This is a genomic window from Oceanirhabdus seepicola (assembly GCF_023684385.1).
Lineage (GTDB): Bacteria > Bacillota > Clostridia > Clostridiales > Clostridiaceae > Oceanirhabdus > Oceanirhabdus seepicola.
Genome location: NZ_JAGSOJ010000001.1, coordinates 1,192,557 through 1,215,411, shown reverse-complemented (window position 1 = coordinate 1,215,411; position 22,855 = coordinate 1,192,557). Strand labels below are relative to the sequence as shown.

Genomic DNA, 22,855 nt, shown 5'->3' with positions numbered 1-22,855 from the left:
TAAGATGAAAAAATTTATGGATGATAACTTTTTATTAAACAATAATGCAGCAATTGAACTATATCATAATCATGCTAGGAAAATGCCAATTTATGATTATCACTGTCACTTAAGTTCTAAAGAAATAGCAGAAAATAAAAGCTATAAAAACATTACTGAGTTATGGCTTGGTGGAGACCACTATAAATGGAGAGCTATGAGAAGTAATGGAATAGAAGAAAAATTCATTACTGGAAATGCAAATGACTATGATAAATTCAAGGCTTGGGCAAAAACAATGCCCTGCTGTATCGGGAATCCATTATATCAATGGTCTCACCTTGAGCTAAAAAGGTATTTTAATATAGATGAATTATTAAGTGAAAATACAGCGGATGTCATTTGGAATAGATGTAACGAAATGCTTAATAGTGAAGAGTTTACGGCTAGAGAACTTATAAAAAAGTCAAATGTAGAAGTCATTTGTACAACTGATGATCCAATAGATAGTTTAGAATATCACAAAATAATAAGAAATGATGAAAGTTTTGATGTGAAAGTACTTCCAACCTTTAGACCAGATAAAGCTATAAATATATGTAATGATGGGTTTAGTGATTGGATTAATAAATTATCACAAGTAAGTGGTATAAAAATAGAATCATATGAAGATTTTCTTAATGCCTTAGAAAATAGAATAAACTATTTCAACATTGAAGGTTGTAGAATATCTGATCATTCTTTAGAATGTGTATTTTATGAAGAAGCAACTGAGGAAGAGATAGAAGATATCTTCATTAAAGCAATTAGCAATGGAACTTTAACAAAACTTGAAGAAAATAAATTTAAGACAAGAACCTTTATATTCTTAGGAAAAGTGTATTCTACATTAGGATGGGCGATGCAGATTCATATAGGTGCATTGAGAAATAATAATACAAGAATGTTTAATTTACTTGGACCTGATAGCGGATTCGATTCTATTGGAGATTATAGTGTTGCTTATCCTTTATCAAAGCTTTTAAACTCTATGGATATGGAGAATAATCTTCCTAAAACAATTTTATATTGTTTAAACCCTAGAGATAACGAAGTAATAGGAACTATGATTGGTAACTTTCAAGGAGGAGGAATACCAGGAAAGATACAGTTTGGTTCTGGATGGTGGTTTAATGACCAAAAGGATGGAATGATAAGACAGATGACTGCACTTTCAAATTTGGGACTTTTAAGTAGATTTGTTGGTATGGTTACTGATTCAAGAAGCTTTATATCCTACACAAGACATGAGTATTTCAGAAGAGTGCTGTGTAATTTTGTTGGAGAATGGGTTGAAAAGGGAGAGGTTCCTTATGATATGGAATTGCTTGGAGGTATGATCGAGGATATCTGCTATAACAATTCTAAGAAGTATTTTGGAATTGGGCTTTAAGAATTTATGAATTGAGGTGAATAAAAATGGATATGACATTCAGATGGTATGGTGATTCAGATCCAGTTACACTGGATAAAATAAGACAAATACCAGGAATGGTAGGCATAGTTTCTGCAATTTATGATGTGCCTGTTGGAGAAGTATGGACAATAGAAAAGATAATGGAATTGAAGAAAAAAGTAGAAGATAAAGGGTTAGCTTTAGAGGTAATAGAAAGCGTACCTGTTCATGAGGATATAAAACTAGGACTTCCTACAAGAGCGAGATACATTGAAAACTATAAACAGACACTTAGGAATTTAGGACAAGCAGGAATTAAGGTTGTATGTTACAATTTCATGCCTGTTTTTGATTGGACAAGATCCTCATTGGATTATGAATTGAAGGATGGTTCCAATTCATTAATATATGAAGAAGAGACAGTACAGAAAATGAATCCATTGAATGGAGATTTAGAGTTACCGGGATGGGATACTAGTTATGGTAAAGGTGGACTGAAAGGTCTATTAGAACAGTATCAGAATGTAACAGAAGAAAACCTTTGGGATAATCTAAAATACTTTTTAAAACAGATAATACCTGTAGCAGAGATTGCAGATATCAAAATGGCTATACATCCGGATGATCCACCATGGTCAATATTTGGATTACCAAGAATAATTACAAATAAAGAAAATCTAGAAAGGTTTATAAATCTAGTAGATAGTCCTTATAATGGTATTACTTTATGTAGTGGTTCTTTAGGTGTAAGTAGTAAAAATGACATACCAGAACTAGTTAGATATTTTGGAGCTAAAGGAAGAATACATTTTGCCCATGTAAGAAATATAAAAATAACTGGGGAGAAGTCTTTTGAAGAAGCATCACATAATTCTAAAGATGGTTCATTAGATATGTATGAAATAATGAAAGCTTACAGTGATATAAATTTTGAAGGTCCATTAAGACCGGATCATGGAAGAATGATATGGGGCGAAACTGGAAGACCAGGATATGGCTTATATGATAGAGCTTTAGGAGCAACATATATAAATGGAATATGGGAAGCTTTACAAAAGAAATAAGAAAAACAGGAGGGCGATTATGAAGATACCTTTTAACATAGATTTACGAGATAAGGTAGCAGTTGTAACAGGTGGTGGTGGTGTGCTTTGCGGAAGCTTTGCAGAGGCACTTGCAGAATGTGGAGCTAAAGTAGCTGTGTTAGATTTATCAAAAGAGAAGGCTGACTTAACAGCTGATAAGATTAATAAAAATGGTGGGTTAGCTATTGGTGTATCTGCAAATGTTTTGAAAAAAGAAAGTTTAGAAGAGGCACGTAAAATAATTACTGAAAAATTAGGAAGCTGCGATATTTTAATAAATGGTGCAGGGGGAAACCATCATAAAGGAACAACTACAAAAGAATACTTATACAAAGAAGATTCAGAATCAAATGAAGATTTGATTACATTCTTTGATCTAGATCCTCAAGGAGTAGAATTTGTTTTTAACTTGAATTTCTTAGGAACATTACTTCCATCTCAAGTTTTTACAAAAGATATGCTTGAAAAAGAGGGAGCAGTAATAATTAATGTTTCTTCAATGAATGCATTTACACCACTTACAAAAATACCAGCTTACAGCGGAGCAAAAGCTGCAGTAAGCAATTTTACAAAGTGGCTTGCAGTTCATATGTCAAAGGTAGGGATTCGAGTTAATGCTATTGCACCAGGATTCTTTGTAACTCAACAAAATCATGCTCTATTAATTAATGATGATGGAACTTACACTGAACGAGCTCAAAAGATAATTAATAACACTCCAATGGAACGTTTTGGTAAACCTGAGGAACTATTAGGTACATTGTTGTGGTTAGTAGATGAAAATGCATCAAGTTTTGTAAATGGTACAGTAATTCCTGTTGATGGTGGATTTTCAGCATATTCAGGGGTATAATCCTTCGATATCTTAAGAATTATAATAAATTTTTTTTCTTAATAACTACGTTTTTTGAAAGGAGATGATATGTGAATATCAATGAAAATAAAACTATAATGTAATTAATACAGGGGGAGAGGTGTGTATGAAAAGGATTACATTTAAGAATAAATTTGGTTATATGATGGGGGACGTTGCAAACGGACTTACTTTTGGTATGTCAGCTGGATTCTTATTGGCATTCTACACAGATGCTTTAGGAATAACAGCAGCTGCAGCTGGTACATTGTTTTTAATAGCACGTATATGGGATGCTGTTAACGACCCTATGATGGGGGCTTTTACAGATAGAATGTTTAAGAAAAGAATGTTAAAGAACAAGGGGAAAAAGGTTGATAAATTTAGGCCTTATCTATTAAAAGGTTGTTGGCTTGTAGTTGCGGCATCTATATTAATGTTTATTGCACCGAATTCTTTAAGTGGAGCTCAAAAGCTGATTTGGGCATATGCAACTTATATTGCATGGGGAATGGCGTATACTTTTGTTAATATTCCTTATGGTTCACTAGCAGCAGTTATGACTCAAGATCCAGTAGAACGCTCCGCACTAGCTGTAGCAAGAGGAATAGGTGGTATGATTGGAAATATTGCACCAAGAATACTAGTTCCTTTAGTTTTAGCCGGATTTGCAGATAATTTGTCTAAAGGTTATTTAATAGCAATGGCTATATTTGGTGTTATGGCTGTTATTTCTTATATAGTTGCTTATTTAACAGTAGAAGAAAATATTGAACATAAAATAAATGAAAGTGATCAAAATGAAAAAGTAAGCTTCAAGGAGTCCTTTAGTGTATTAGTTAAAAATAGACCTTTTGTAGCTGTGTCAATTGCTTCTATTGCAATGCTTTTTGGATTTATGATTAATAGTGCAATGACATTATATTACTTTAAGGAAAATCTAAATGCATTAAAACTTATGGCTATTACAGGGGTTACAGGTATTTTACCAACTTTAATATTAGCACCTTTCATGTCAAAAATCGTAAAAAAATTTGGTGTCAAAAAAACAGTATCAATAAGCAGTTTAATTTCAGCTGTCATTTATGGAACGTTATTAATACTTCCAGATAACCCTTATACGTATATTACAGTAACGTTCTTTGCAGGAATATTTATGACAATTCCAAATATGCTTGTATGGGGTATGGTTTCTGACTGTATCGATTATAATCAATATTTGTGTGGGAAACGTCAAGAAGGTGTTATTTATGGATCTTATAGTTTTGTTCGTAAAATGGGACAAGCATTTGCTGGATTCATGGGAGGAGTGGGTTTGTCAATAATTGGATATGTTCCAAATGCAGCTTCTCAGACTGCTTCAGTTTTATTTGGAATTAAATTTTTAATAGTTGGGTTACCTGCAATAGGTATGTTTATAGCATTCCTTTCATATCAATTTATTTGGAACCTAACTCCAGAAAAACAAGTAGAAGTAGTGCAAACTATTAATAGTTAAAATTATCTTATATAATGTATATAAATGGGAGGAAGAAAATATGAAGAATTCGTTTTTATATCCAGTAGACACATGTACAAGACGTGTAGTTGACATTTCTGGTATTTGGAAATTTAAAGTAGACAAAAATAATGAAGGTAGAGCAAAAGGGTGGAAAGATGGATTAGTAGATACTACTTTGATGGCAGTACCATCAAGCTATAATGACATTTTCACAGATAAAGATATTCGTGAGCATGTTGGAGATGTATGGTATGAAACAGAAGTATTTATTCCAGTAGAATGGAAAAACTTCAATGTAGATATACGTTTTGGTAGTGCTACTCATAGAGCAGTAGTTTGGGTTAATGGTATAGAAGTAGTAAGTCATGAAGGTGGGTATATGCCTTTTAGCGGAAGATTAAATGATGTTGTTAAATTCGGAGAAAAAAATAAAGTAGTTGTTGTAGTTAATAATGAATTAGACTATACTACAATTCCTTGTGGTACAATTAAAACTTATGAAGATGGTAAGAAAATTTTATTCCCATTCTTTGATTTCTTTAATTATTCTGGCTTGCATCGTCAAGTTAAGCTAGTAGCATTACCTAAAGAGAGTGTATATGATATTACTGTTAAAACTGACATTAAGGGAAAAGATGGGGTAATTGATTATGAAATAATCACTACAGGAAATAGTGATGTTATCATTGATATTTTAGATGAAGATGAAAAAGTAGTAGAAACTGGAAACGGGAAAAAGGGAAGTATTACAATTAATGATGTTAACTTATGGAAACCTGGTAATGCTTATCTGTATACTTTTAATGTGAAAATTGTGAATGGAGATACAGTGATAGATGATTATCCTCTTCCAGTAGGAATACGTACAGTTGAAGTTAAAGAAAATAGAATATTAATAAATGGAGAGCCTTTTTACTTTAAAGGTTTTGGAAAGCACGAAGATTGTGAATATCATGGAAGAGGATATAATCCTGTTGTTAATCTACGTGATTTTGAGTTGCTAAATTGGATAGGTGCAAACTCTGTTCGTACTGCACATTACCCATACGCTGAAGAGTTTATGCAAATGGCTGATCGTAAAGGGCTAGTTGTTATAGATGAAACACCTGCAGTTGGAATGTTTGATATGTTGAATAATTTTATTGCAGCAGGAACAGGAGCAGGTAAAAAAACAGGCTTCTTTGACAGGAAAGAAGTACATACAAAAACAATTGTAAATCATAAAGATGCTATACGTGAACTACTTTTACGTGATAAAAACCATCCATGTGTTGTAATGTGGTGTTTAGCAAATGAACCTGATACATCTCAAGATGCATCTGCTCCATACTTTAAACAAATTTTTGAATATGCAAAAACATTAGATATTCAAAATAGACCAATGACATTTACTAACTTTTTGATGGCTCCATTTGGAAAATGTAAAGTCCATGAGTATGCAGACGTAATACTATTGAATCGTTATTATGGTTGGTATATGCAAGGTGGACCAGAACTTCCATATGCAAAAGAAATCTTTAAGAAAGAATTACAAGGATGGGCTTCCACTGGAAAACCTATCATTATTTCGGAATATGGAGCAGATACAATGAGTGGTGTTCATAAATTACCAAGTGTTATGTGGTCTGAAGAATATCAACAGGAATATTTAAATGCCCAACATGAAGCTTTTGATTCATGTGACAATGTTGTTGGTGAACAAATGTGGAACTTTGCTGATTTCCAAACTACAGAGGGTATAATGCGTGTTAATGGTAATAAAAAAGGTGCATTTACAAGAACAAGACAACCTAAAGGAGCAGCTTACTTATTAAAAGAAAGATGGAATAACATTCCTGATTATAATTATAAAAAATAGTAATTTGTATAAAATAAGTTGGTGATTATCACCAGCTTATTTTTCTGTTCATACTGAGTATACCGGGCATTTATCTGGTGCATTATCGCCTCGTGTACATATCCACATACTAAATAGAAGTTGCTAGTTATTCGACAGGAATTTAGAACATAAAACCTAGTAAATGAGTATAATGCATTAAGAACTTATTTTTTTCCCTAGGGAAATGCATTTAATATGCCGTTTTGTAACAAATAATAATCAATAATCAATTAAAAGGTCGTGAAAAAATCATGAAATCTACTTTAAGAGTAGGATATGATCAAAAAACAAAAGAATATTATTACATCTCTGGGTGTTCAGGTAATGATGATTGCAATAATCCTGGTGAGCAAAACCCTAGTAATACTAATAACCGTCAGAATAACTACAATCAAAATTCTCAGATTGGGAATGCTAGATGTGGTATACAAGCGTGGATAAAGAATGCTCAAGCAGCAACTAAAAGTGGAGAGAGAATTGCATTTAATATCATTAGAGAACATCAAGATAATGAATGCAGTATTTATTATGATGAGAATTCAAATGAATTTATCTTTAATCAAGAGGGGGTATATTTAGCTCAATGGAGTGTAAATGTTACACCATCATCAGGCTTAGGGATAGTATATTTGACGTACACCTTGAATAATGAGAATGACTATGAGGTTCTAAGCAGAGTGTACACTGCATATCAAGGGATTAATGGGACCCCGAATATCATAAATCGTTCATCTGTCATATTTAATGCTAAGAAAAATGCTAGGTATTCTTTAAATAATGCTTCTGATGGGTTAATTAATATAGTTTGCTTAAACTCATCAATTGGGGGAAACTTGAGTATTGTTAGAATTAGTTAATTAAGAGGAATAGTGAAGAAAGAAAAAAGAACAAATTAGGTATAATTATTTGTTCTTTCTTTTTATATGATATGTAAATTTAGCTAGGAATGAATACATTAGATAATTGCTGTCCATACTCAAAATATGGAGGTGATTTTGTGTTAAGTGTAAGTGAAGCTAGTGAGTATTTAGGTGTTTCCATTTCAACAATGAGAAGATGGGAAAAAGAGGGGAAGCTCATTCCCCATAGAACAAGCGGTAAACATAGAAGGTATGATAAAAATGACTTGATAAAGCTAAGAAACAAAAAGGACAATGTTAAAATTACCGTTGGATATTGTCGGGTTTCATCTAAGGAAAAAATTGAAGAGCTAAAAAATCAGGTTAAGAATGTATCACAGTTTTGTATTGCTAAGGGGTATCAGTTCAAGATAATTCAGGATTTAGGAAGTGGATTGAATTATAGTAAGAAAGGTCTTGATGAACTTATTGAACTTATCTGTGCTGAAGAAATTGATAGGATAGTAATTAACTATAAAGATAGAATCATCAGATTTGGTTATGAAATCATTTCTAAATTATGTGATATCTATAATGTGGAAATTGAAGTTATTAATCATACAGAAGACAAAGAATATAAAGAGGAATTGCTTGAAGATGTACTATCAATAATTACTGATTTTTCATGTAAACTATATGGTAATAGAAGTCAAAGAGCTCTTAAGATAAGGAAAGAAAACTCAGACTTATTTAAAAAGACTGGAGCTTAAACATAATGGAAAATGTATAATTGAGAATGGATAATGTAGAATGGTTCTGACTAAAGGTCAGAACCTATATTTTATTGGTAAAACCCAATTGGCCTAAAGAATTATAAGATGTAATTTGTAATTAAAGTCAGAACATCAATTATTATCCATTTTAAATTTTTTGATGAAGTGAAAGTATTTTAATCAACAATAATTTTTAAGATTAATATAAAATGTGACAAAAGTCATAAAAATACATATTATACAACATAAGGTGCAAAAGCACTGGAAATATACAAAAAAATACAAAAGATAAGGAGGATATATTATTGTTAGAAAACAAACAGAAGATTGAAGAAATGGAGTTAGAACTAGAAGAAACGAAAAAATTTAAACAAAAGTTACAAGATGGTATGAATGATATGTGTATATGGCCATCGATTAGATTAGTTGTTGCATTTGAAGGGCATGTTGAAGTTGTATATGGAAGATTTATATGGTATTTTTCGAATGATGGCATATTAGCTATTTGGTGCAACGGAGGAGTTTGCCTTATTAATAAAGACTTCCTAGTTAGTGTGAAATTTTGAGCTATATTTAGTTTTTGAAAAATAAATTAAAACCTTTTATAAACTAATGATTTAATTTTAAGTAATAATATTTTATTGGACAAGGTGTTTTTATAAAAAGCATCTTGTTTTTACTATTTATTAAGGAATTATAAATTTTTTTGGTGAAAATAGCTACTCAACAATATGTTACGGTCTTATTTATTAGTACACAAAGCATAATTTACAATGTATAATTATGGTATATATATAAATTAAAGGTGTCAAGTTGAAGAGGATAGTTATATATTGGGGTAAAACAGAGAGTGGACATGCTGTTATATACAGATTTCATAATAACGAAGAGGTGTATAAGATGAAAAAAGTATTAGATAAATGGTGGATATTTGTTTGTTGGGGGATTAGTATATTTTTGGTTTGGTTATTTATTGTAAATGATCCAGGTGTGGCACTTGATTCAACAGTAAATCCAAAAGCATACATGAAAAAATTAGGTAATAATGTTCACCCACTTATTGATAATATAAAGATATATGCTGATGGGAATGAATATGAGGTTGTTATAATTGATGGAGATTTTAGAAATAGACGTTACGATAATTATCCATTCAACTTGAAAACTGCTTTGTATCAGGGAAGAGCAGATCTTAATTATTACATATTAAAGGAGGGAGGCATACCTCTAGATGAAGATTATAATCTATGGTGTTTTAGTACAATAATTCCTGTAAAGAGAGATTCCGTATTAAGTGATTACCATATAGATGGAAAAGCTATTAATGAAACTATTGATCATTTTATATATTGTAATTTTATATGGCACTTCATGGATGAGTATTTAGAGGATGGCAATAAGGATAGGTATACTGGGTGGAGTTGTAATAATTTTGAAATGGAAGATTATAAGAAAGAAGATACTATAGTATTTACAGAGAGTGAAGAAGTAGAAGCAGAGGGAGAACTTTTAATTACTTATACTGTAATTGTTAATGAAGAAAAGGTAAAAGTTATTGCTAGACTTGTGATTGAGAGTCTAAAGGAAGATATAGATTTATATATTACTACTGAGATAATGTAGGAATGAAATATTGACTAATGTAGAGGTGAATAAGATGAGAAAGCTATTAGATAGATGGTGGATATTTGTTTGTGGTGGGATTACTATATTTTTGTTAGGGTTGTTTATTATGAATGATCTAGGTATGAGAATGGACGAAAGAGGAAATGCAAAAAAATATATGAAAAAAATAGGTGACAATGTGCATCCAATGCTAGAAAATATTAAGATACATGCTGATGGTAATGAATATGAGGTAATTATAATTAATAGCTATTTCGTAAATAAACATTTCGATACTGATCCTTTTAGGCTCAAAACATATCTGTTTCAAGGACGTGTAGATCTCAACTATTATATATTAAAGAAAGGTTCAGAACCCTTAGATGAAGATTATGGACATTGGTGTTTAACTACAACTATTCCAGTAAAAAGAGATTCAATATTTGGGGAATATCATATTGACGGAAAATTAGTTAGTGAAGTAGTCTGGTATAACCATGTATTTCATTCAGTAATATATGAGTTTTTAGACGATTATATTAGTAATAAAAATATTGAAATTATTAAAGAATATAGAAGTAAAGCAATGGAAAAAGAAGATTTTGAACATGAGAACACTTTAGTTTTTAATAATGATGGAGAATTAAAAGAAGAGGGGAAAATCCTCATAAGCTTTATTACTTCAGATAAAGTTGGAAAAATAAAAGTTACTGCTAAATTCGAGATAAAAAGTACTCTGGGAGAGAAGAATTTATATATAACAACTGAAAGAATGTAGTTGAAAGAATAAAGAAAAGATAAGAAAGAAGAATATCTTAATTTTAATTTGGATAGGACAAGGGATAAGAATGGGAATTGTAAGTTTAGGTTATAGTTTGGACAAGCCAACCTAAAAGCAAATGTTAAAACTTATGTAATTTTTGATTATTTAAGAATAATTCCAATAAAATTTAAATATAATTGTATGAATCAATATTTAGGAGCTTTTCTTGAGAATAGATGGCTATAGATTCATACTTGCTTTTGATAAATTAATCAAACCAAAAGGGAATATCTATTTCGGAAGAGGAATAGGAGACTTCAAAAAAATATTGGTAAACAGTAGTAAGGTAAATAATAATCAATTCATGAATGAGTATTTCAAAAGAAGAGTGAAAAATAAAATTTGTGAAAGATTTCTCGTGAATTTTATTAAATTATCTAAAGAACAATATGGAGATATATTTAGAGAAGTATTTTTTAATTTTGATATACCTTTTAATATTGAGATATTAGAAAAGAAAAAGCGGATGAGGGTATTTGCAGTGGAATTACCTTATGGCATTGATAAGGAAAATAAAAGACTAATAATACTGAAATATTATGATAAGTACAAAGATATAAGAAATGATAATATTTTAATATCTTTGATACAAGAATTTTCTGTATTTAATAAAGAGATAAAAGAGTTGGAAAAGGTATTGTTTTGGGATATATACACAGGATCATGTGAAGAAAGAGAAATTAATAAAGTAAAGCCAATCACAAGAAAGCGTCTAATAAACGCTGCAAACTTTTGTATAAAGTATTATTAAATTTGAGGGTTAAGAGGAAGGGTTCATAAGATTAATTTCTTATGAACCCTTCCTCATGCTGTTGAAAAAGCCCAATCACGGCGTCACTATGATTCACTGTGCTGCTCGAGTACCTTAGCCGTTGTCTAACCCTGCTCGTTCATCATGTTCCTTGATATTGAACTTTTTCAACAGCCTGACACTCTAAAGATGAAAAAAAGAGGAGAGACAATATAAATTGATTATTTGAAAAAGTTCAATCTCGGCGTCGCTAAGGCTCTTATCACATGAAGAGTTTCTTTTTCATATCTTTTTTTATATGATGTTGATATACCATAAAAATCACCACATTAATAAGTAAGACGGTTAAATTTGCAATGATAGTATTATTCCAACCAAAGATTTCTAAAGAAGAGTTGAAAAACGCATGTATAAGAATACACATAAATATACTCTTAGTGCCTGAGTAAACCACGGCAAATAGAAATGAAAGTGCAATGGCAGTAATGAAGAAACTTACATAATTCATATTAGTCTGATTAGTACCAATGATAAACCATAAAGGAAGATGCCATAATGCCCATATAACACCAACAGATAAAGTACTCAAAAAAGGTGAATAGTACTTTTCTAAATGTGGCTGTAAAAATCCACGCCAGCCAATTTCCTCTAGACCTCCACCTATAATCATAATTGGTATAGATATAATAGCAATATAGAAAGGCTTTATGAGAATACCAGTCATTATCCCCTGAGTCACTAGAATCTTAATAAAATAATTTATTAGTACCGATATAACAATAAATACATACCATAACAGATGATGTTTTGGGTTAATAATATTTTTCAAAAAAGCTTTATATTCTTCTTTGGTTCCGTTAATTTTTTTTATCCATAAGCAACTTAACGCAGGAGCCATAGCTCCTAGAATAAATATTATCATAAAGATTGGTGTACCATAATTCATAATATCTAATTGTGTAAAAAGTGCTAATACACCCCATGATATCCAAGATATTAAAAATGTTAATGCAATAAATTTCTTTATTTGTTTCACAATATTCCCCTCCAATAATAATCACCATTTTTCTGGAATTATAGATTGATTCATAAAATTAAATGTACCTGGAGTCACACCTAGCATTGTTTCCACAATGGATTGGAACGCCAAGACCATTTTTTTATATTCTTCTAATGACATATGCATTATTGTATCTGTAAATAACGTAGTACTTAATATTATTGAAATTTTAGAGAATTCCTCAGGGTATTTACATACAAATATTCCTTCTTGTATCCCTTGCTGAATAATATCTACAAAAAGTGGCGTAATAATTTCAAGTTTTTTCTTCAATAAATGTGTGAGTAACGTTGGGTTATCCATTGTGCTGACAAGTGTTATAACATCATCAGCCATAGGTTGAGATGCGGAATCAAATCCCACTACAATTTTTAATTTATCTGCAGCAGATAGTTTATCATCATCAAGAATTGTTAGTACTCTAGTTTTTTCTGATAAAAGAAGGGTGGTGATAGCTGTATCTAAAATTTCTTCTTTTGAACTAAAGTGATGATATAGACCTCCTCTAGAAAGATTTAATGACTTTATAATGTCATTAGTGCTGGTATTCTCATATCCTTTATTTACAAATAGTTTTAAAGCTGTTTGCAATATTTCTTGTTTTCTTATAGATGCATCTTTTCTATTTCTATTCATAGTATTAATTCCTTTCTGAACCGACAGGTTGTCTGTTGAAATTATAACACGTATTGGAAAATATTACAATGAAGTATTTGGATGTAAAATAAAATAGTATAGTGTAACGTGAGTTACAGGAATTATAGGGTATTTAGTGTATTATAGAAGTAGATAAGTTAATAAAGTACATATGGAAATAGTTACTTACCATAGGAGGAGAAAAAATGAATACAGCAAACTTAAAAAGACAACATGATGATATTAAAATAATAATAGATAAAATATTGAAAGATATGAATAAGGATATTGATGAAAACTCAATGAACATAGCTAAGAATATAAATAAGTTAGCAGGAGTTTTAAAAATACATTTGAATAGTGAGGATAAATACTTATATCCTAATTTATTAAATCATTCTGATGAGATTATTAGAAACAAAGCTAAATATTATCTAGAAGAGATGGGTAGTGTGAGTGATAGTTTTTCAGAGTTTCACAAGAAATATAATATTGGTTCAAAAATAAGAGAATCAAAGAATTCATTTAAAACAGAATGTAAAGATACTTTAAGAGTTGTTTTAAATAGAATTAATAAAGAAGATAGTGATTTATATTTGTTGATTAAATAATGTACTTTTTTAAAAGGGACGGTTTATAAATATTTTACTAAGGTTTGTCCAACGTTTAAACGTGGACAAACTTAATAGTAAAATTTATGAACAGTCCCCTAAATAACTTATTATAATTCTTTTTCAGCAATCTCTTTAGTAGATATCTTAAAAGATCTATTTTTACTATGATAAAATTTTTTTGCTTGATCATTACTAGCAGTAAACAGATAATAATATTTGTAATCTTCATCTATAAGATAGGTCTCAATTTTGGAAACTAAATCATGTGCAATTCCTAATCCACGTTTGTCTTTTTGAATATAAATCCAATCTATATAAGCAGATTTATAAAAATCCATTAGACTTGTCATTAACATTACGTCACATCTACCAACTATCTTATTATTCTCTAGTGCTATAAATATTTTATAATTCCTCATATTATCAATATCTAAGGACAATAACTTTGCCCTATAATCTTCTTTATTAAAATCATCCATCCAAATTTCAGGCTCAGTAATTCTAGCATTCTCCTCAAAATCACACAACATATCAATATCATCAGCTCTCATAATTCTTATGTTAATATCATTCATATTAATAACCTCCCCATTAGTGTTACTTCTTTAAAATATAATTCTATAATTATACATGTAATCCTTTTTATACGAGAAGATTCTCTGGTAGAATAAATGAACCGCCCTAATATTAATACATATTTATACATTAATTGATAATATATTCAGTTGATGATAATATATGTATATAGTTGATTTTAAGGGGGAGAAAGATGAATATTATATTTAAAGAAGTTACTAAAGAAAATTGGGAAAAATGTATTGAATTAAAGGTTTCAAAGGAACAGGAGGAATTTGTAGCACCAAATTCATACTCACTGCTACAAGCTAACTTTGGTGAGGGACTGTATCCGATTTCTATATATGATGGGGAAACAATGGTTGGATTTCTAATGTATGAAAAAGATGAAGAGGATAATACAATGGGAATGTGCAGACTTATGATTGATGAAAAATATCAGAAAAAAGGATATGGAAGAGCAGCAGTACTAAAACTATTAGATCTAATTAGAGAAAAGTACGGCAATATTGAATTTTTTACAAGTTTTGAACCAGAAAATATTGTGGCAGACAAACTTTATGAAAGTGTAGGATTTAAAAAGACTGGAGAGATAATGTGGGAAGAGTTAGTTGCCAAAATTGAACTTTAGATGATATAAAGGTTTAGATGAATAGGTCGTAGAGAGTTTCTCTATGACCTATTATTCATTGCATGTGGTATAATATGTAATAAAGTTGTATAATTTATAACCGATTATTCCACCTACAAAATTAAGAATAACATCATCCACATCGCAAGTTCCTACACCAAAAATAAATTGTGATATTTCAATAAATAATGTGGCAGTTATAATTGCTGCAAATACTTTATGGTATTTATTCATTTTGGAAAATGCTAAAGGTAATAAAAATCCCATCGGTACAAAAGCAGCAATATTTCCGTCTATATTTCTTAGAATAGCTCTCATATTATTACTAAAAAATAAAAATTCACTAATGGTTTTAAAAGGAGTTAAATTATAATTTCTATGAACAACTCCTCGTCCATAATAGGAACTTAAAAAAACTAAATAGAATAAATAAAATAGATATATAAAGAAGATTATCTTTGTAGATATTTTGAATACTGGATTATTTGAAAAACGGTTATAAATATCTTTTATATTAGATTTCATATCATCTCCTTAAGTTAAGGTTAATTAATAAGCTATTTACAGAAATAATACTATAATTAACTTTTATTTACAACATAAAAATAATAGGGATGAGCAAGTTCGTAAAGTAGATGATCTTAGAGCTAATATTAATTGATGTAAAAAAAGAAGAAACATTTGAAGAGGGGGAAGAAAATATGTTGAACTACACTGAAAAAGAGATGAAAGAGATAATAGAAAATATTTTAGGAAAAGAAATTTTGAATATAAAGCCTGTAGGTAATCATCATCTTAAAAGGCATTTAGTTTATGGGATTAAAACTCATGAAGGGGATGAGCTTGTATTCAAGATGTATTATGTGAATGGAAGAAGAAGTCGTGAAGTTGCTAGTTTAACTTTACTTGAAGAGGGAAGTGTACTTTCTCCAAAACTAATAGATTATGGAACCTTAGAAAATGATATCGAGTGGATTCTCATGGAAAGGATTGAAGGTGTCACCTTAGACAGTGTAATGCACATGTTGGATGAAAAAACAAAGAGAAAAATATTCAATGACATGGGAAAACAGCTAGGAGAGCTACATAGAACAAAAGAATATGAGAAGTTTGGTGATTTTGATATAGAAGGAAATGTAGTAAATGGGTATAAAACCTATAAAGAAAAATTTTCTATCAGTTGCAATAATATTGAAAAAGATATACTGGAACAAGAATTGCCAGAAAAAGATATTCTTATAGATGGATTAAAAGCTCTTAAAGAAGATATCCATAATATTGAATTTGATGAGAAAGGTTCTATGACTCATGGAGATTATGATGGAAGAAATATTCTGGTTCATGAAATAGATGGAGAATGGAAGATAAGTGGAATTATCGATTTTGAAATATGTTATGCATCAGTGAGAGATAGGGATATGCTAGCATTATATGAAAAGTACTTTTTAGAGAATAAAGAACTGGAAGAGAGTTTCTATGAAGGCTATGAGAGATATTTTAAAATCTCCAATAAGTTTAAAGATTCATTAGATTATTTATTGTTATCGTCAGGTTTAGGAATATGTAGTTGGGCATATAAACAAGCACCAGACTATTATCCTGAGGGTGTTAAATTAGTTAAAAGGTATTTGGAGATAATGAAATAGTGGATAAGATGCAATAGGTGTTGGACAAGCTTGGATAGAAATAGTAGAAAATTAACGTGGAATTTTATGGTGAGTAGGAGGAGATTTAAATGCAGAAGTGTATTTGGCTAGAGGAAGAAGTTTGTGCTTTTGATATATATGATCCAATACAGAGAATTGTATTAGATAAGGAATTGGAGATAAAGCTTAGAGCAGCTGCAAAGAGAAATGAACTTCTTTGTCCACTTTGTAATGAACCTGTTACTTTTAGAATGAGAGATGTAAAAAAAAGAAAACCGCACTTTGCTCATAAGAATAACAATGGCTTCAGAAAATGCACCTATAATGAAGAGACGGAAGAACATATTGAAGGGATATTTATTCTTAAAAGACACCTTGAGAAAATGTATCCAGATTATAAAATTAGGTATAAATTTAATTCATGTGGAAAGCTATATTCTGATCTTTATATTGAGGATGAGAATGGAAATAAGATGGCTTTAGAATATGAGAGACAGGATCTTGATTTTGAGTATTGGAAGAGAAAGCATGAAGTATTGAGAAAAAATAATATAAAAGATTTTTGGTTGATAAAATGTCCAGACGAAGTGGATAATCAATACTTAGACGATTTAAGTTTCTTTAAGAGATATATTGATTACACAGAAGATATGAATCTCATGATGCTTAATATAGAAACAGAAAGGATTCTTTTGTCAAAAGGTATGGAGATAAAAGATGAGAGTGGTAAAGTTATTGAACAGAAAGTGTTTCAGAAATGGTATAAGCTATCTGAGGTTAGGTTTTTATTTGATGGTTCTGTGTCAACAGAGCCAGATTTCACTGAATTATATAATGAGAAATTACGATTATATGAAGGTAATATATTCAAGAATGATGTTAAGATGAAAAATGAAAGAAGTTCTCAATTTAAAGACTTATATGATAGCATTTTACGAAGTAAACTAACTTCAGAAATGCCTGTAAATGACCGTATGAGAGAATATTATACTGATATATTCACAAGAGCTAAAAGAGGGGATAGAAAAGCTATGGAAACACTAATGAAAGATAGCGAGAAAATAAGTAGGTATGGTATTATAAGGGAATTGCTCTTTGAGTTCTTAGGATTAGAGAAATAAAATATATGAAGAATAATGATATTTAGAATAAAAATATAATTAGGAGATATTTTATGAATAAGTTGAAGGTTGGAATAATAGGGTTTGGTATGAGTGGAAGGGTATTTCATGCACCTTTACTGGAGTCAATGAAGGAATATGAGATTAACAAAATATATACAAAGAACCCAGAGGCGATTAAGTTAGCAGAAAAAGAGTATCCCAATGCAAGGGTTGTTCAAGATAAGAATGAAATAATAAAGGATGAAGAAATTGAACTTGTTATTCTTGCGGTACCAAATAAAGTTCATTTTATCTTGGCAAAGGATGCAATGGAGAATGGCAAACATGTTGTTATTGAAAAGCCTTTTGTTGTCAATTCAGAGGAAGGGGGAAGATTAATTGAGATATCCCATAGAGAAAAAAGAATATTGAGTGTTTATCATAATAGAAGGTATGATAGTGATTTCAGAACCATTAAGAAGGTTATAGAAAAGGGCATGGTGGGGGAAGTTGTAGAGTATGAGGCATATTATAATAGATTCCGGAATTTTCTTAAAGGAAATTGGAGAGAAGAACAGGAAGAAGGATCAGGTATACTGTTTGACTTAGGATCACATCTTATTGATCAGGCACTTACCCTTTTTGGATATCCAGAAAAAGTTTTTGGTGATATAAGAACACAGAGAAAATGTGCAAAAACAACAGATTATTTTCAGGTTACTTTATATTATGGAGAGAACTTAAATAACCTTAAGGTTACTTTGAAAGCTGGAATGTTAGTAAGAGAGAGTACCCCAAGATATTTCTTAACAGGAGAAAATGGAAATTTTGTTAAGTACGGATTGGATGTTCAAGAAAATGACTTGAAGAATGGTAGGAAACTAGAAGGTAATATGGAGTGGGGAAAAGAACCAAAGGATATCTGGGGAATTTTAAACAGTGAAGTAAATGGTATGAGTTTCAGAGGGAAAATTGAGAGTGAGGTTGGAGACTATAGAGATTATTATAGGAATATTCACAATGCCATAGTCTTAGAAGAAAAGCTTGAAGTAACAGCTGAACAGGCATTGGATGTAATTAAAATCATAGAATTAGCAGAGTTAAGCTCAAGGGAAGGTAGAATAATAAATACTTAGTTGAAATAAATGTACATTAAAAACAGGGTGGTGTTATAGAAAGTGATTTATGGAATAAATTGGATGAATATGGTATAATATTTAGTAAAATAACAGTGAAAATTAAGTATGAAGTGAGGGGAAAAATATGAATGATAATAAAGATAGAGAGTTAATAAATATGTTTAAGTTTAGAAAGATTGCTCTTATTTGTTTGTATACAAGTTTATTATTTTTGGCCCTCAGTAATTTTAGTTTAGTTTTTACGGTAGTTGGGATAGGTTTGATTATTTCTTTTTTTATCTTAAGCTCAAGGTATTGGAAATGCCCTTACTGTGGTAAGGCATTTGAACTTCGGCATAGTACAATGGATGGAAGTGATTATTGTCCAAGTTGTGGAAAAAAACTTAAATAATTAATAGAAAGTTATAAAGTTAATATTGGGGGGATATTATGAGCCAGGGACAAGGTGGATTATTGATTATTACCATGTTATTCGGAGGTATTTTTACTTTCTTTGGATGGGTTAGTAAAACACAAAATGCAGGTGATATGATAAATGGGTTTGATTCAAAAAAGCATGATAAGGAAAAAGTTTCAAAGATATTTGGAAATCACTTTTTATTTATAGGATTATCTGTTATTGTGGTAGGAATAATAGGGATAGTATTAAATAGAGATAACTTTAATATTTTTATGCATACTCAAACTGTAATTGTAATAGTAGGGATAATTAAGACTATTTATGCTATAGAAAAGCATGGAAAGATTGAAAAGGAGTAACTATAGAATGGGAGATGAAATATGTTTGAATCAATGAATTTCATAGGTGCACTTGTTGCTGTTACTGGTGAATAGAGGTACTAAATTAAGAACTTTATTATTTAATTATAAGTAGTAGAGTTGCTATATTATTAATATAGGAGGAACAGAACATGAGAGTATTCTTTTGGATTATGGATTTAATTATTCCTATTACACTTTTTATCATTGGATTATCGTGGAAAAATCACTCTCCAAAACAAATAAATAAAGTATATGGTTACCGAACATCTCAATCTATGAAATCTCAAGAAGCTTGGGATTATGCACATAAATTAATATCAAAAATCTGGCTGGTCTTAGGAACAACTTTAATTATTGGAATAATTCTTAGTAAATTAATAGTTCCAATTGAACAAGGACGGTTAAGTGCTGTTCATGCGGTGATTAGCCTTGTTTTATTGCTTATACCAATTCCTATTGTTGAAATTAAATTAAGAAAAAAATTTAAAGGACAATGATGAAATCAATAAAATAAAATTACTATAGAAGGGGAGAGGAATTATGTTAGAGATAATTGTTGTAAGGCATGGACAATCTGTAGCTGATATAGAAAATAGACTTGAGGGAAAGGCTGATTTCCCTTTAACTGAGTTGGGAATTGAACAGGCAGAGAAGCTTGCTTGTTGGTTAAAATATAAATATGAGTTCGATGAGATATATAGTAGCCCATTGAAAAGAGCATCAAAAGTGGCAGAAATCATAGGGAAGAAGTATGAAAAAGAGATTATTTATGATGAAAGACTTAATGAGATGGACAATGGTGTTTTAGCAGGACTTTTGAGGGAAGAAGCTGATAGGCTATATCCATTGCCAGAGGGTGGTAGAAAATATTATCAGTGTATACAAGATGGGGAATCCCTTATCGAACTAAGAGCAAGAGCGGAGCACTTTTTTGCAGAATTAATATACTCAAGAGATTTTGAAAAAGAGAATAAAAGAATTCTTATTGTTTCTCATGGTGGTCTTATAAATATGTTGTATAGAACATTTCTTAATCTTCCTTTAGATACAGGAGTTTGTTTAAACACAGGAGACACAGGGGTTCATGTTTGGAGAGTAAGTGGTAAGACTAGGGTGGTAGCTGCCAGTAATATGCAATATCATCTGAAATAAGGTAAGGACAAGCGAGGGACAGTTCATTAAAACTTATAAAAAGGGTTGTACAATCCAAGTAATTTGGATTGTACAACCCTTTTTATAGTAAATGAATAAAAAATTATTTTACTTGAAATACAATATTTTATCATAGAAAAAATGAGTAAACTCTTCTTGTACTAAAAAACTATAAAGATGTAGTTTCTGATGTTGGTCAGAAACATCCATCATTATCTATTCTACATTATCAATTCTACATTAAGGCACACTAAGTGTGATGCTAAGATCTATGTCTAACAGGCATCAGCATAGCAAGTGATTCATCGGAATCTACTTTTTTAATTACGGTAGGAGTTATTTCTGAATTAAAGCTCATGTTTATTTCATCAGAATCAATGTTTTTTAAGGCATCTAATAGATAACGTGAATTAAAGCCAATTTTTAAGTCACCTTCGATTATAGGAGCCATTTTAATATGTTCATCCACAAGGCCGTACTGTGAGTTAGCTGAAATTGTTAGATTATTTTCAGATATTTCAAGTAGGACTAAGCTACCGCTGGATTCTTTCCCAAAGAGTGCTGCTCTATCAATGCATGGTAATAGCTTGTCTTTAGGTATATTAAAACTTATATTGAAACTATCAGGAATTACAGCTTCATAATTTATGAATTCTCCTTGAATAATTCTAGAATAAATCATAGTTTTAGGAGTTATAAAGATAATGTTATTATCATTAAAGGAAACGTTTACGGTAGATCCTTCATTAGTAATAATTCTTGAAACATCTGCCAATGTAGAACCAGGAATTATTCGATTTCCTGTAAAGCTACTAGCATATGATCTTTTAGATAATGCAACTCTTAGACCATCCATAGCAACCATAGCCACTGAATGTTTTTGTATATCAAAAAGAACTCCTGTGAAAGAATTACGAACATCATTAGAGGAACAAGCATATACACACCCATCAATCATTTTTTTCAGTTCTTCGGTTGAAATATAAAAACTATGTTCTAAATCTTGATTGTTTATCCTTGGATAATCATCCCCGTCATTGCAGTTAAGTTGAGCCTTAGAATCAGCATAATAAATTATAAGAGTACTTTCATTTCGCTCAATTGTTATTTCTTCATTTGGGAGTCTTCTTATGATATCACCAAACATTCTTGAACTAACAATCACCTCACCCTCGGAAATAACCTTTCCTTCAAGCTTAGTATGTATAATTACGTCATTACTTGAGCCGGTTACTTCGATACTATCACCATTTGTCTTTATATGAAGACCTTGAAGTAGTGGACTCAGACTTTTATTTGAAATAGCTTTTTGTGCAATAGAAACCCCATTTAATAGTTCAGATTTATGGATTATAAACTTCATTTTTATTCCCCCATTTTTTAGATTAAGATAAAATTAAAGAATATTCTACAACCTATTTTTGTACAATTTAAGCATACGTATAATAGTTAAGGTACCAAGTATTATTATTGTGATTACTGAGATTACAACAATGCCTAATGTTATAAAAAGTAAAGCTTTATCTGGTAGATTACCAAATACTACAATAAAAGCAAAGCTTCCTAAAATACCTACAACTATAACTAAAACTATAATTAATTTATTGTAATATTTTTTTCTTTGACTAAATATAAATGCTAGGAATACTCCAAATGAAGCTAAGGATATTGCTATATCTCCAATGCCGTCCATTGCTATTCCTGATAACCTCAAAAGGAATAATATAATAAATATTATAAAAAAAACACCTGATAGTATATTTGTAGTTAACTTTTCATTATTCTTCAATATATTCACTCCTTTCAATTTGGATCAAGTGTTAGTTTCTTTATTTAAATTCATGAATTATATGGTAATTATATCAAAAATGAGAAATGTGTACAAACTATAAACATGAGTCCTGAGGGGACGGTTCATTAAAATTCATTAAAAGGCTTGTACAACCTAATATGATATTCGATTGTGCAAGCTCAACAGAAGGAATTAATGAACCGTCCCCTTGAATTAATGTA

At 30.4% G+C, this 22,855-nt stretch carries 26 protein-coding genes; 20 read left to right on the top strand and 6 right to left on the bottom strand.

The genetic code is table 11. The annotated features are described in order from the left end of the window. The first annotated feature begins 4 nt into the window (after nt 1–4). The 11 genes from uxaC to KDK92_RS05275 all read left to right on the top strand — a co-directional run bounded on the left by uxaC (nt 5) and on the right by KDK92_RS05275 (nt 11,523). Entirely contained in the window at nt 5–1,411 is a 1,407-nt protein-coding gene (gene uxaC / locus KDK92_RS05325) for a glucuronate isomerase (RefSeq protein WP_250858069.1), read from the top strand. A 26-nt stretch (nt 1,412–1,437) separates the two neighbouring features. After that, the gene (gene uxuA / locus KDK92_RS05320; protein WP_250858068.1) at nt 1,438–2,478 is read left to right on the top strand and encodes a mannonate dehydratase; all 1,041 of its coding nucleotides are present in this window, start codon (nt 1,438–1,440) and stop codon (nt 2,476–2,478) included. A gap of 19 nt (nt 2,479–2,497) precedes the next feature. After that, on the top strand, nt 2,498–3,352 hold the full coding sequence (locus tag KDK92_RS05315; protein WP_250858067.1) for an SDR family oxidoreductase: 855 nt from the start codon (nt 2,498–2,500) through the stop codon (nt 3,350–3,352). A gap of 127 nt (nt 3,353–3,479) precedes the next feature. Then, nucleotides 3,480–4,850: a glycoside-pentoside-hexuronide (GPH):cation symporter gene (locus KDK92_RS05310; protein WP_250858066.1), complete on the top strand. Its 1,371-nt coding sequence runs from the start codon at nt 3,480–3,482 to the stop codon at nt 4,848–4,850. Between the two features lie 40 nt (nt 4,851–4,890). Continuing rightward, nucleotides 4,891–6,711 carry a beta-glucuronidase gene (uidA, locus tag KDK92_RS05305; protein ID WP_250858064.1) on the top strand — a complete coding sequence of 607 codons (1,821 nt, stop codon included), beginning with the start codon at nt 4,891–4,893 and terminating at the stop codon, nt 6,709–6,711. 272 nt (nt 6,712–6,983) lie between these two features. Beyond that, nucleotides 6,984–7,589: a hypothetical protein gene (locus tag KDK92_RS05300; protein ID WP_250858062.1), complete on the top strand. Its 606-nt coding sequence runs from the start codon at nt 6,984–6,986 to the stop codon at nt 7,587–7,589. Nucleotides 7,590–7,729: 140 nt separating this feature from the next. Further along, on the top strand, nt 7,730–8,341 hold the full coding sequence (locus tag KDK92_RS05295) for an IS607 family transposase (RefSeq protein WP_420852318.1): 612 nt from the start codon (nt 7,730–7,732) through the stop codon (nt 8,339–8,341). Nucleotides 8,342–8,649: 308 nt separating this feature from the next. Then, nucleotides 8,650–8,910: a hypothetical protein gene (locus KDK92_RS05290; protein ID WP_250858059.1), complete on the top strand. Its 261-nt coding sequence runs from the start codon at nt 8,650–8,652 to the stop codon at nt 8,908–8,910. Between the two features lie 334 nt (nt 8,911–9,244). Continuing rightward, nucleotides 9,245–9,967: a hypothetical protein gene (locus KDK92_RS05285; RefSeq protein ID WP_250858057.1), complete on the top strand. Its 723-nt coding sequence runs from the start codon at nt 9,245–9,247 to the stop codon at nt 9,965–9,967. A 34-nt stretch (nt 9,968–10,001) separates the two neighbouring features. Beyond that, entirely contained in the window at nt 10,002–10,727 is a 726-nt protein-coding gene (locus KDK92_RS05280; protein WP_250858056.1) for a hypothetical protein, read from the top strand. Between the two features lie 211 nt (nt 10,728–10,938). Then, complete coding sequence (locus tag KDK92_RS05275) at nt 10,939–11,523, top strand: hypothetical protein (protein WP_250858055.1); 585 nt, start codon at nt 10,939–10,941, stop codon at nt 11,521–11,523. Nucleotides 11,524–11,785: 262 nt separating this feature from the next. On the opposite strand, the gene KDK92_RS24780 is transcribed toward KDK92_RS05275, so the two are convergent. Both KDK92_RS24780 and KDK92_RS05265 read right to left on the bottom strand, forming a co-directional pair. After that, entirely contained in the window at nt 11,786–12,559 is a 774-nt protein-coding gene (locus KDK92_RS24780) for a CPBP family glutamic-type intramembrane protease (RefSeq protein WP_250858052.1), read from the bottom strand. A 21-nt stretch (nt 12,560–12,580) separates the two neighbouring features. Beyond that, nucleotides 12,581–13,219 (bottom strand): TetR/AcrR family transcriptional regulator, encoded by a 639-nt coding sequence (locus tag KDK92_RS05265; protein ID WP_250858050.1) that lies wholly within the window; start codon nt 13,217–13,219, stop codon nt 12,581–12,583. 206 nt (nt 13,220–13,425) lie between these two features. Between KDK92_RS05265 and KDK92_RS05260 the strand changes: the two genes are divergently transcribed. Further along, nucleotides 13,426–13,830, top strand: coding sequence for a hemerythrin domain-containing protein (locus tag KDK92_RS05260; protein ID WP_250858048.1), 405 nt, complete (start codon nt 13,426–13,428; stop codon nt 13,828–13,830). A 110-nt stretch (nt 13,831–13,940) separates the two neighbouring features. Here KDK92_RS05260 and KDK92_RS05255 read toward each other — a convergent pair whose 3' ends face one another. Further along, nucleotides 13,941–14,408 (bottom strand): GNAT family N-acetyltransferase, encoded by a 468-nt coding sequence (locus KDK92_RS05255; protein ID WP_250858046.1) that lies wholly within the window; start codon nt 14,406–14,408, stop codon nt 13,941–13,943. A 194-nt stretch (nt 14,409–14,602) separates the two neighbouring features. Here KDK92_RS05255 and KDK92_RS05250 point away from each other — a divergent pair, with 194 nt between their 5' ends. Further along, nucleotides 14,603–15,040, top strand: coding sequence for a GNAT family N-acetyltransferase (locus KDK92_RS05250; RefSeq protein WP_250858044.1), 438 nt, complete (start codon nt 14,603–14,605; stop codon nt 15,038–15,040). Nucleotides 15,041–15,091: 51 nt separating this feature from the next. On the opposite strand, the gene KDK92_RS05245 is transcribed toward KDK92_RS05250, so the two are convergent. Beyond that, nucleotides 15,092–15,565 carry a VanZ family protein gene (locus KDK92_RS05245; protein ID WP_250858043.1) on the bottom strand — a complete coding sequence of 158 codons (474 nt, stop codon included), beginning with the start codon at nt 15,563–15,565 and terminating at the stop codon, nt 15,092–15,094. Nucleotides 15,566–15,675: 110 nt separating this feature from the next. Between KDK92_RS05245 and KDK92_RS05240 the strand changes: the two genes are divergently transcribed. The 7 genes from KDK92_RS05240 (at nt 15,676) to KDK92_RS05210 (ending at nt 20,842) form a co-directional block, all read left to right on the top strand. Next, nucleotides 15,676–16,686 carry a phosphotransferase family protein gene (locus tag KDK92_RS05240; protein ID WP_250858041.1) on the top strand — a complete coding sequence of 337 codons (1,011 nt, stop codon included), beginning with the start codon at nt 15,676–15,678 and terminating at the stop codon, nt 16,684–16,686. Between the two features lie 89 nt (nt 16,687–16,775). Then, the gene (locus tag KDK92_RS05235; RefSeq protein ID WP_250858039.1) at nt 16,776–17,807 is read left to right on the top strand and encodes a competence protein CoiA family protein; all 1,032 of its coding nucleotides are present in this window, start codon (nt 16,776–16,778) and stop codon (nt 17,805–17,807) included. A 53-nt stretch (nt 17,808–17,860) separates the two neighbouring features. After that, nucleotides 17,861–18,925: a Gfo/Idh/MocA family oxidoreductase gene (locus KDK92_RS05230; RefSeq protein WP_250858037.1), complete on the top strand. Its 1,065-nt coding sequence runs from the start codon at nt 17,861–17,863 to the stop codon at nt 18,923–18,925. Nucleotides 18,926–19,052: 127 nt separating this feature from the next. Further along, nucleotides 19,053–19,319 (top strand): hypothetical protein, encoded by a 267-nt coding sequence (locus tag KDK92_RS05225; protein ID WP_250858036.1) that lies wholly within the window; start codon nt 19,053–19,055, stop codon nt 19,317–19,319. 38 nt (nt 19,320–19,357) lie between these two features. Next, the gene (locus KDK92_RS05220) at nt 19,358–19,687 is read left to right on the top strand and encodes a DUF3784 domain-containing protein (RefSeq protein ID WP_250858035.1); all 330 of its coding nucleotides are present in this window, start codon (nt 19,358–19,360) and stop codon (nt 19,685–19,687) included. 152 nt (nt 19,688–19,839) lie between these two features. Next, the gene (locus KDK92_RS05215; protein WP_250858034.1) at nt 19,840–20,187 is read left to right on the top strand and encodes an SdpI family protein; all 348 of its coding nucleotides are present in this window, start codon (nt 19,840–19,842) and stop codon (nt 20,185–20,187) included. A 43-nt stretch (nt 20,188–20,230) separates the two neighbouring features. Next, nucleotides 20,231–20,842 (top strand): histidine phosphatase family protein, encoded by a 612-nt coding sequence (locus KDK92_RS05210; protein ID WP_250858032.1) that lies wholly within the window; start codon nt 20,231–20,233, stop codon nt 20,840–20,842. A gap of 262 nt (nt 20,843–21,104) precedes the next feature. Here KDK92_RS05210 and dnaN read toward each other — a convergent pair whose 3' ends face one another. Both dnaN and KDK92_RS05200 read right to left on the bottom strand, forming a co-directional pair. Continuing rightward, complete coding sequence (dnaN, locus tag KDK92_RS05205) at nt 21,105–22,205, bottom strand: DNA polymerase III subunit beta (protein ID WP_250858031.1); 1,101 nt, start codon at nt 22,203–22,205, stop codon at nt 21,105–21,107. Between the two features lie 45 nt (nt 22,206–22,250). After that, entirely contained in the window at nt 22,251–22,631 is a 381-nt protein-coding gene (locus tag KDK92_RS05200; protein ID WP_250858029.1) for a hypothetical protein, read from the bottom strand. Between the last annotated feature and the right edge of the window lie 224 nt (nt 22,632–22,855).

Excerpts from the sequence above, each read along its gene's own strand:
- uxaC (WP_250858069.1), top strand. The coding sequence starts at position 5 with ATGAAAAAATTTATGGATGATAACTTTTTATTAAACAATAATGCAGCA.
- uxuA (WP_250858068.1), top strand. The coding sequence starts at position 1,438 with ATGGATATGACATTCAGATGGTATGGTGATTCAGATCCAGTTACACTG.
- KDK92_RS05315 (WP_250858067.1), top strand. The coding sequence starts at position 2,498 with ATGAAGATACCTTTTAACATAGATTTACGAGATAAGGTAGCAGTTGTA.
- KDK92_RS05310 (WP_250858066.1), top strand. The coding sequence starts at position 3,480 with ATGAAAAGGATTACATTTAAGAATAAATTTGGTTATATGATGGGGGAC.
- uidA (WP_250858064.1), top strand. The coding sequence starts at position 4,891 with ATGAAGAATTCGTTTTTATATCCAGTAGACACATGTACAAGACGTGTA.
- KDK92_RS05300 (WP_250858062.1), top strand. The coding sequence starts at position 6,984 with ATGAAATCTACTTTAAGAGTAGGATATGATCAAAAAACAAAAGAATAT.
- KDK92_RS05285 (WP_250858057.1), top strand. The coding sequence starts at position 9,245 with ATGAAAAAAGTATTAGATAAATGGTGGATATTTGTTTGTTGGGGGATT.
- KDK92_RS05280 (WP_250858056.1), top strand. The coding sequence starts at position 10,002 with ATGAGAAAGCTATTAGATAGATGGTGGATATTTGTTTGTGGTGGGATT.
- KDK92_RS05265 (WP_250858050.1), bottom strand. The coding sequence starts at position 13,219 with ATGAATAGAAATAGAAAAGATGCATCTATAAGAAAACAAGAAATATTG.
- KDK92_RS05260 (WP_250858048.1), top strand. The coding sequence starts at position 13,426 with ATGAATACAGCAAACTTAAAAAGACAACATGATGATATTAAAATAATA.
- KDK92_RS05255 (WP_250858046.1), bottom strand. The coding sequence starts at position 14,408 with ATGAATGATATTAACATAAGAATTATGAGAGCTGATGATATTGATATG.
- KDK92_RS05250 (WP_250858044.1), top strand. The coding sequence starts at position 14,603 with ATGAATATTATATTTAAAGAAGTTACTAAAGAAAATTGGGAAAAATGT.
- KDK92_RS05245 (WP_250858043.1), bottom strand. The coding sequence starts at position 15,565 with ATGAAATCTAATATAAAAGATATTTATAACCGTTTTTCAAATAATCCA.
- KDK92_RS05240 (WP_250858041.1), top strand. The coding sequence starts at position 15,676 with ATGATCTTAGAGCTAATATTAATTGATGTAAAAAAAGAAGAAACATTT.
- KDK92_RS05235 (WP_250858039.1), top strand. The coding sequence starts at position 16,776 with ATGCAGAAGTGTATTTGGCTAGAGGAAGAAGTTTGTGCTTTTGATATA.
- KDK92_RS05230 (WP_250858037.1), top strand. The coding sequence starts at position 17,861 with ATGAATAAGTTGAAGGTTGGAATAATAGGGTTTGGTATGAGTGGAAGG.
- KDK92_RS05225 (WP_250858036.1), top strand. The coding sequence starts at position 19,053 with ATGAATGATAATAAAGATAGAGAGTTAATAAATATGTTTAAGTTTAGA.
- KDK92_RS05220 (WP_250858035.1), top strand. The coding sequence starts at position 19,358 with ATGAGCCAGGGACAAGGTGGATTATTGATTATTACCATGTTATTCGGA.
- KDK92_RS05215 (WP_250858034.1), top strand. The coding sequence starts at position 19,840 with ATGAGAGTATTCTTTTGGATTATGGATTTAATTATTCCTATTACACTT.
- KDK92_RS05210 (WP_250858032.1), top strand. The coding sequence starts at position 20,231 with ATGTTAGAGATAATTGTTGTAAGGCATGGACAATCTGTAGCTGATATA.
- dnaN (WP_250858031.1), bottom strand. The coding sequence starts at position 22,205 with ATGAAGTTTATAATCCATAAATCTGAACTATTAAATGGGGTTTCTATT.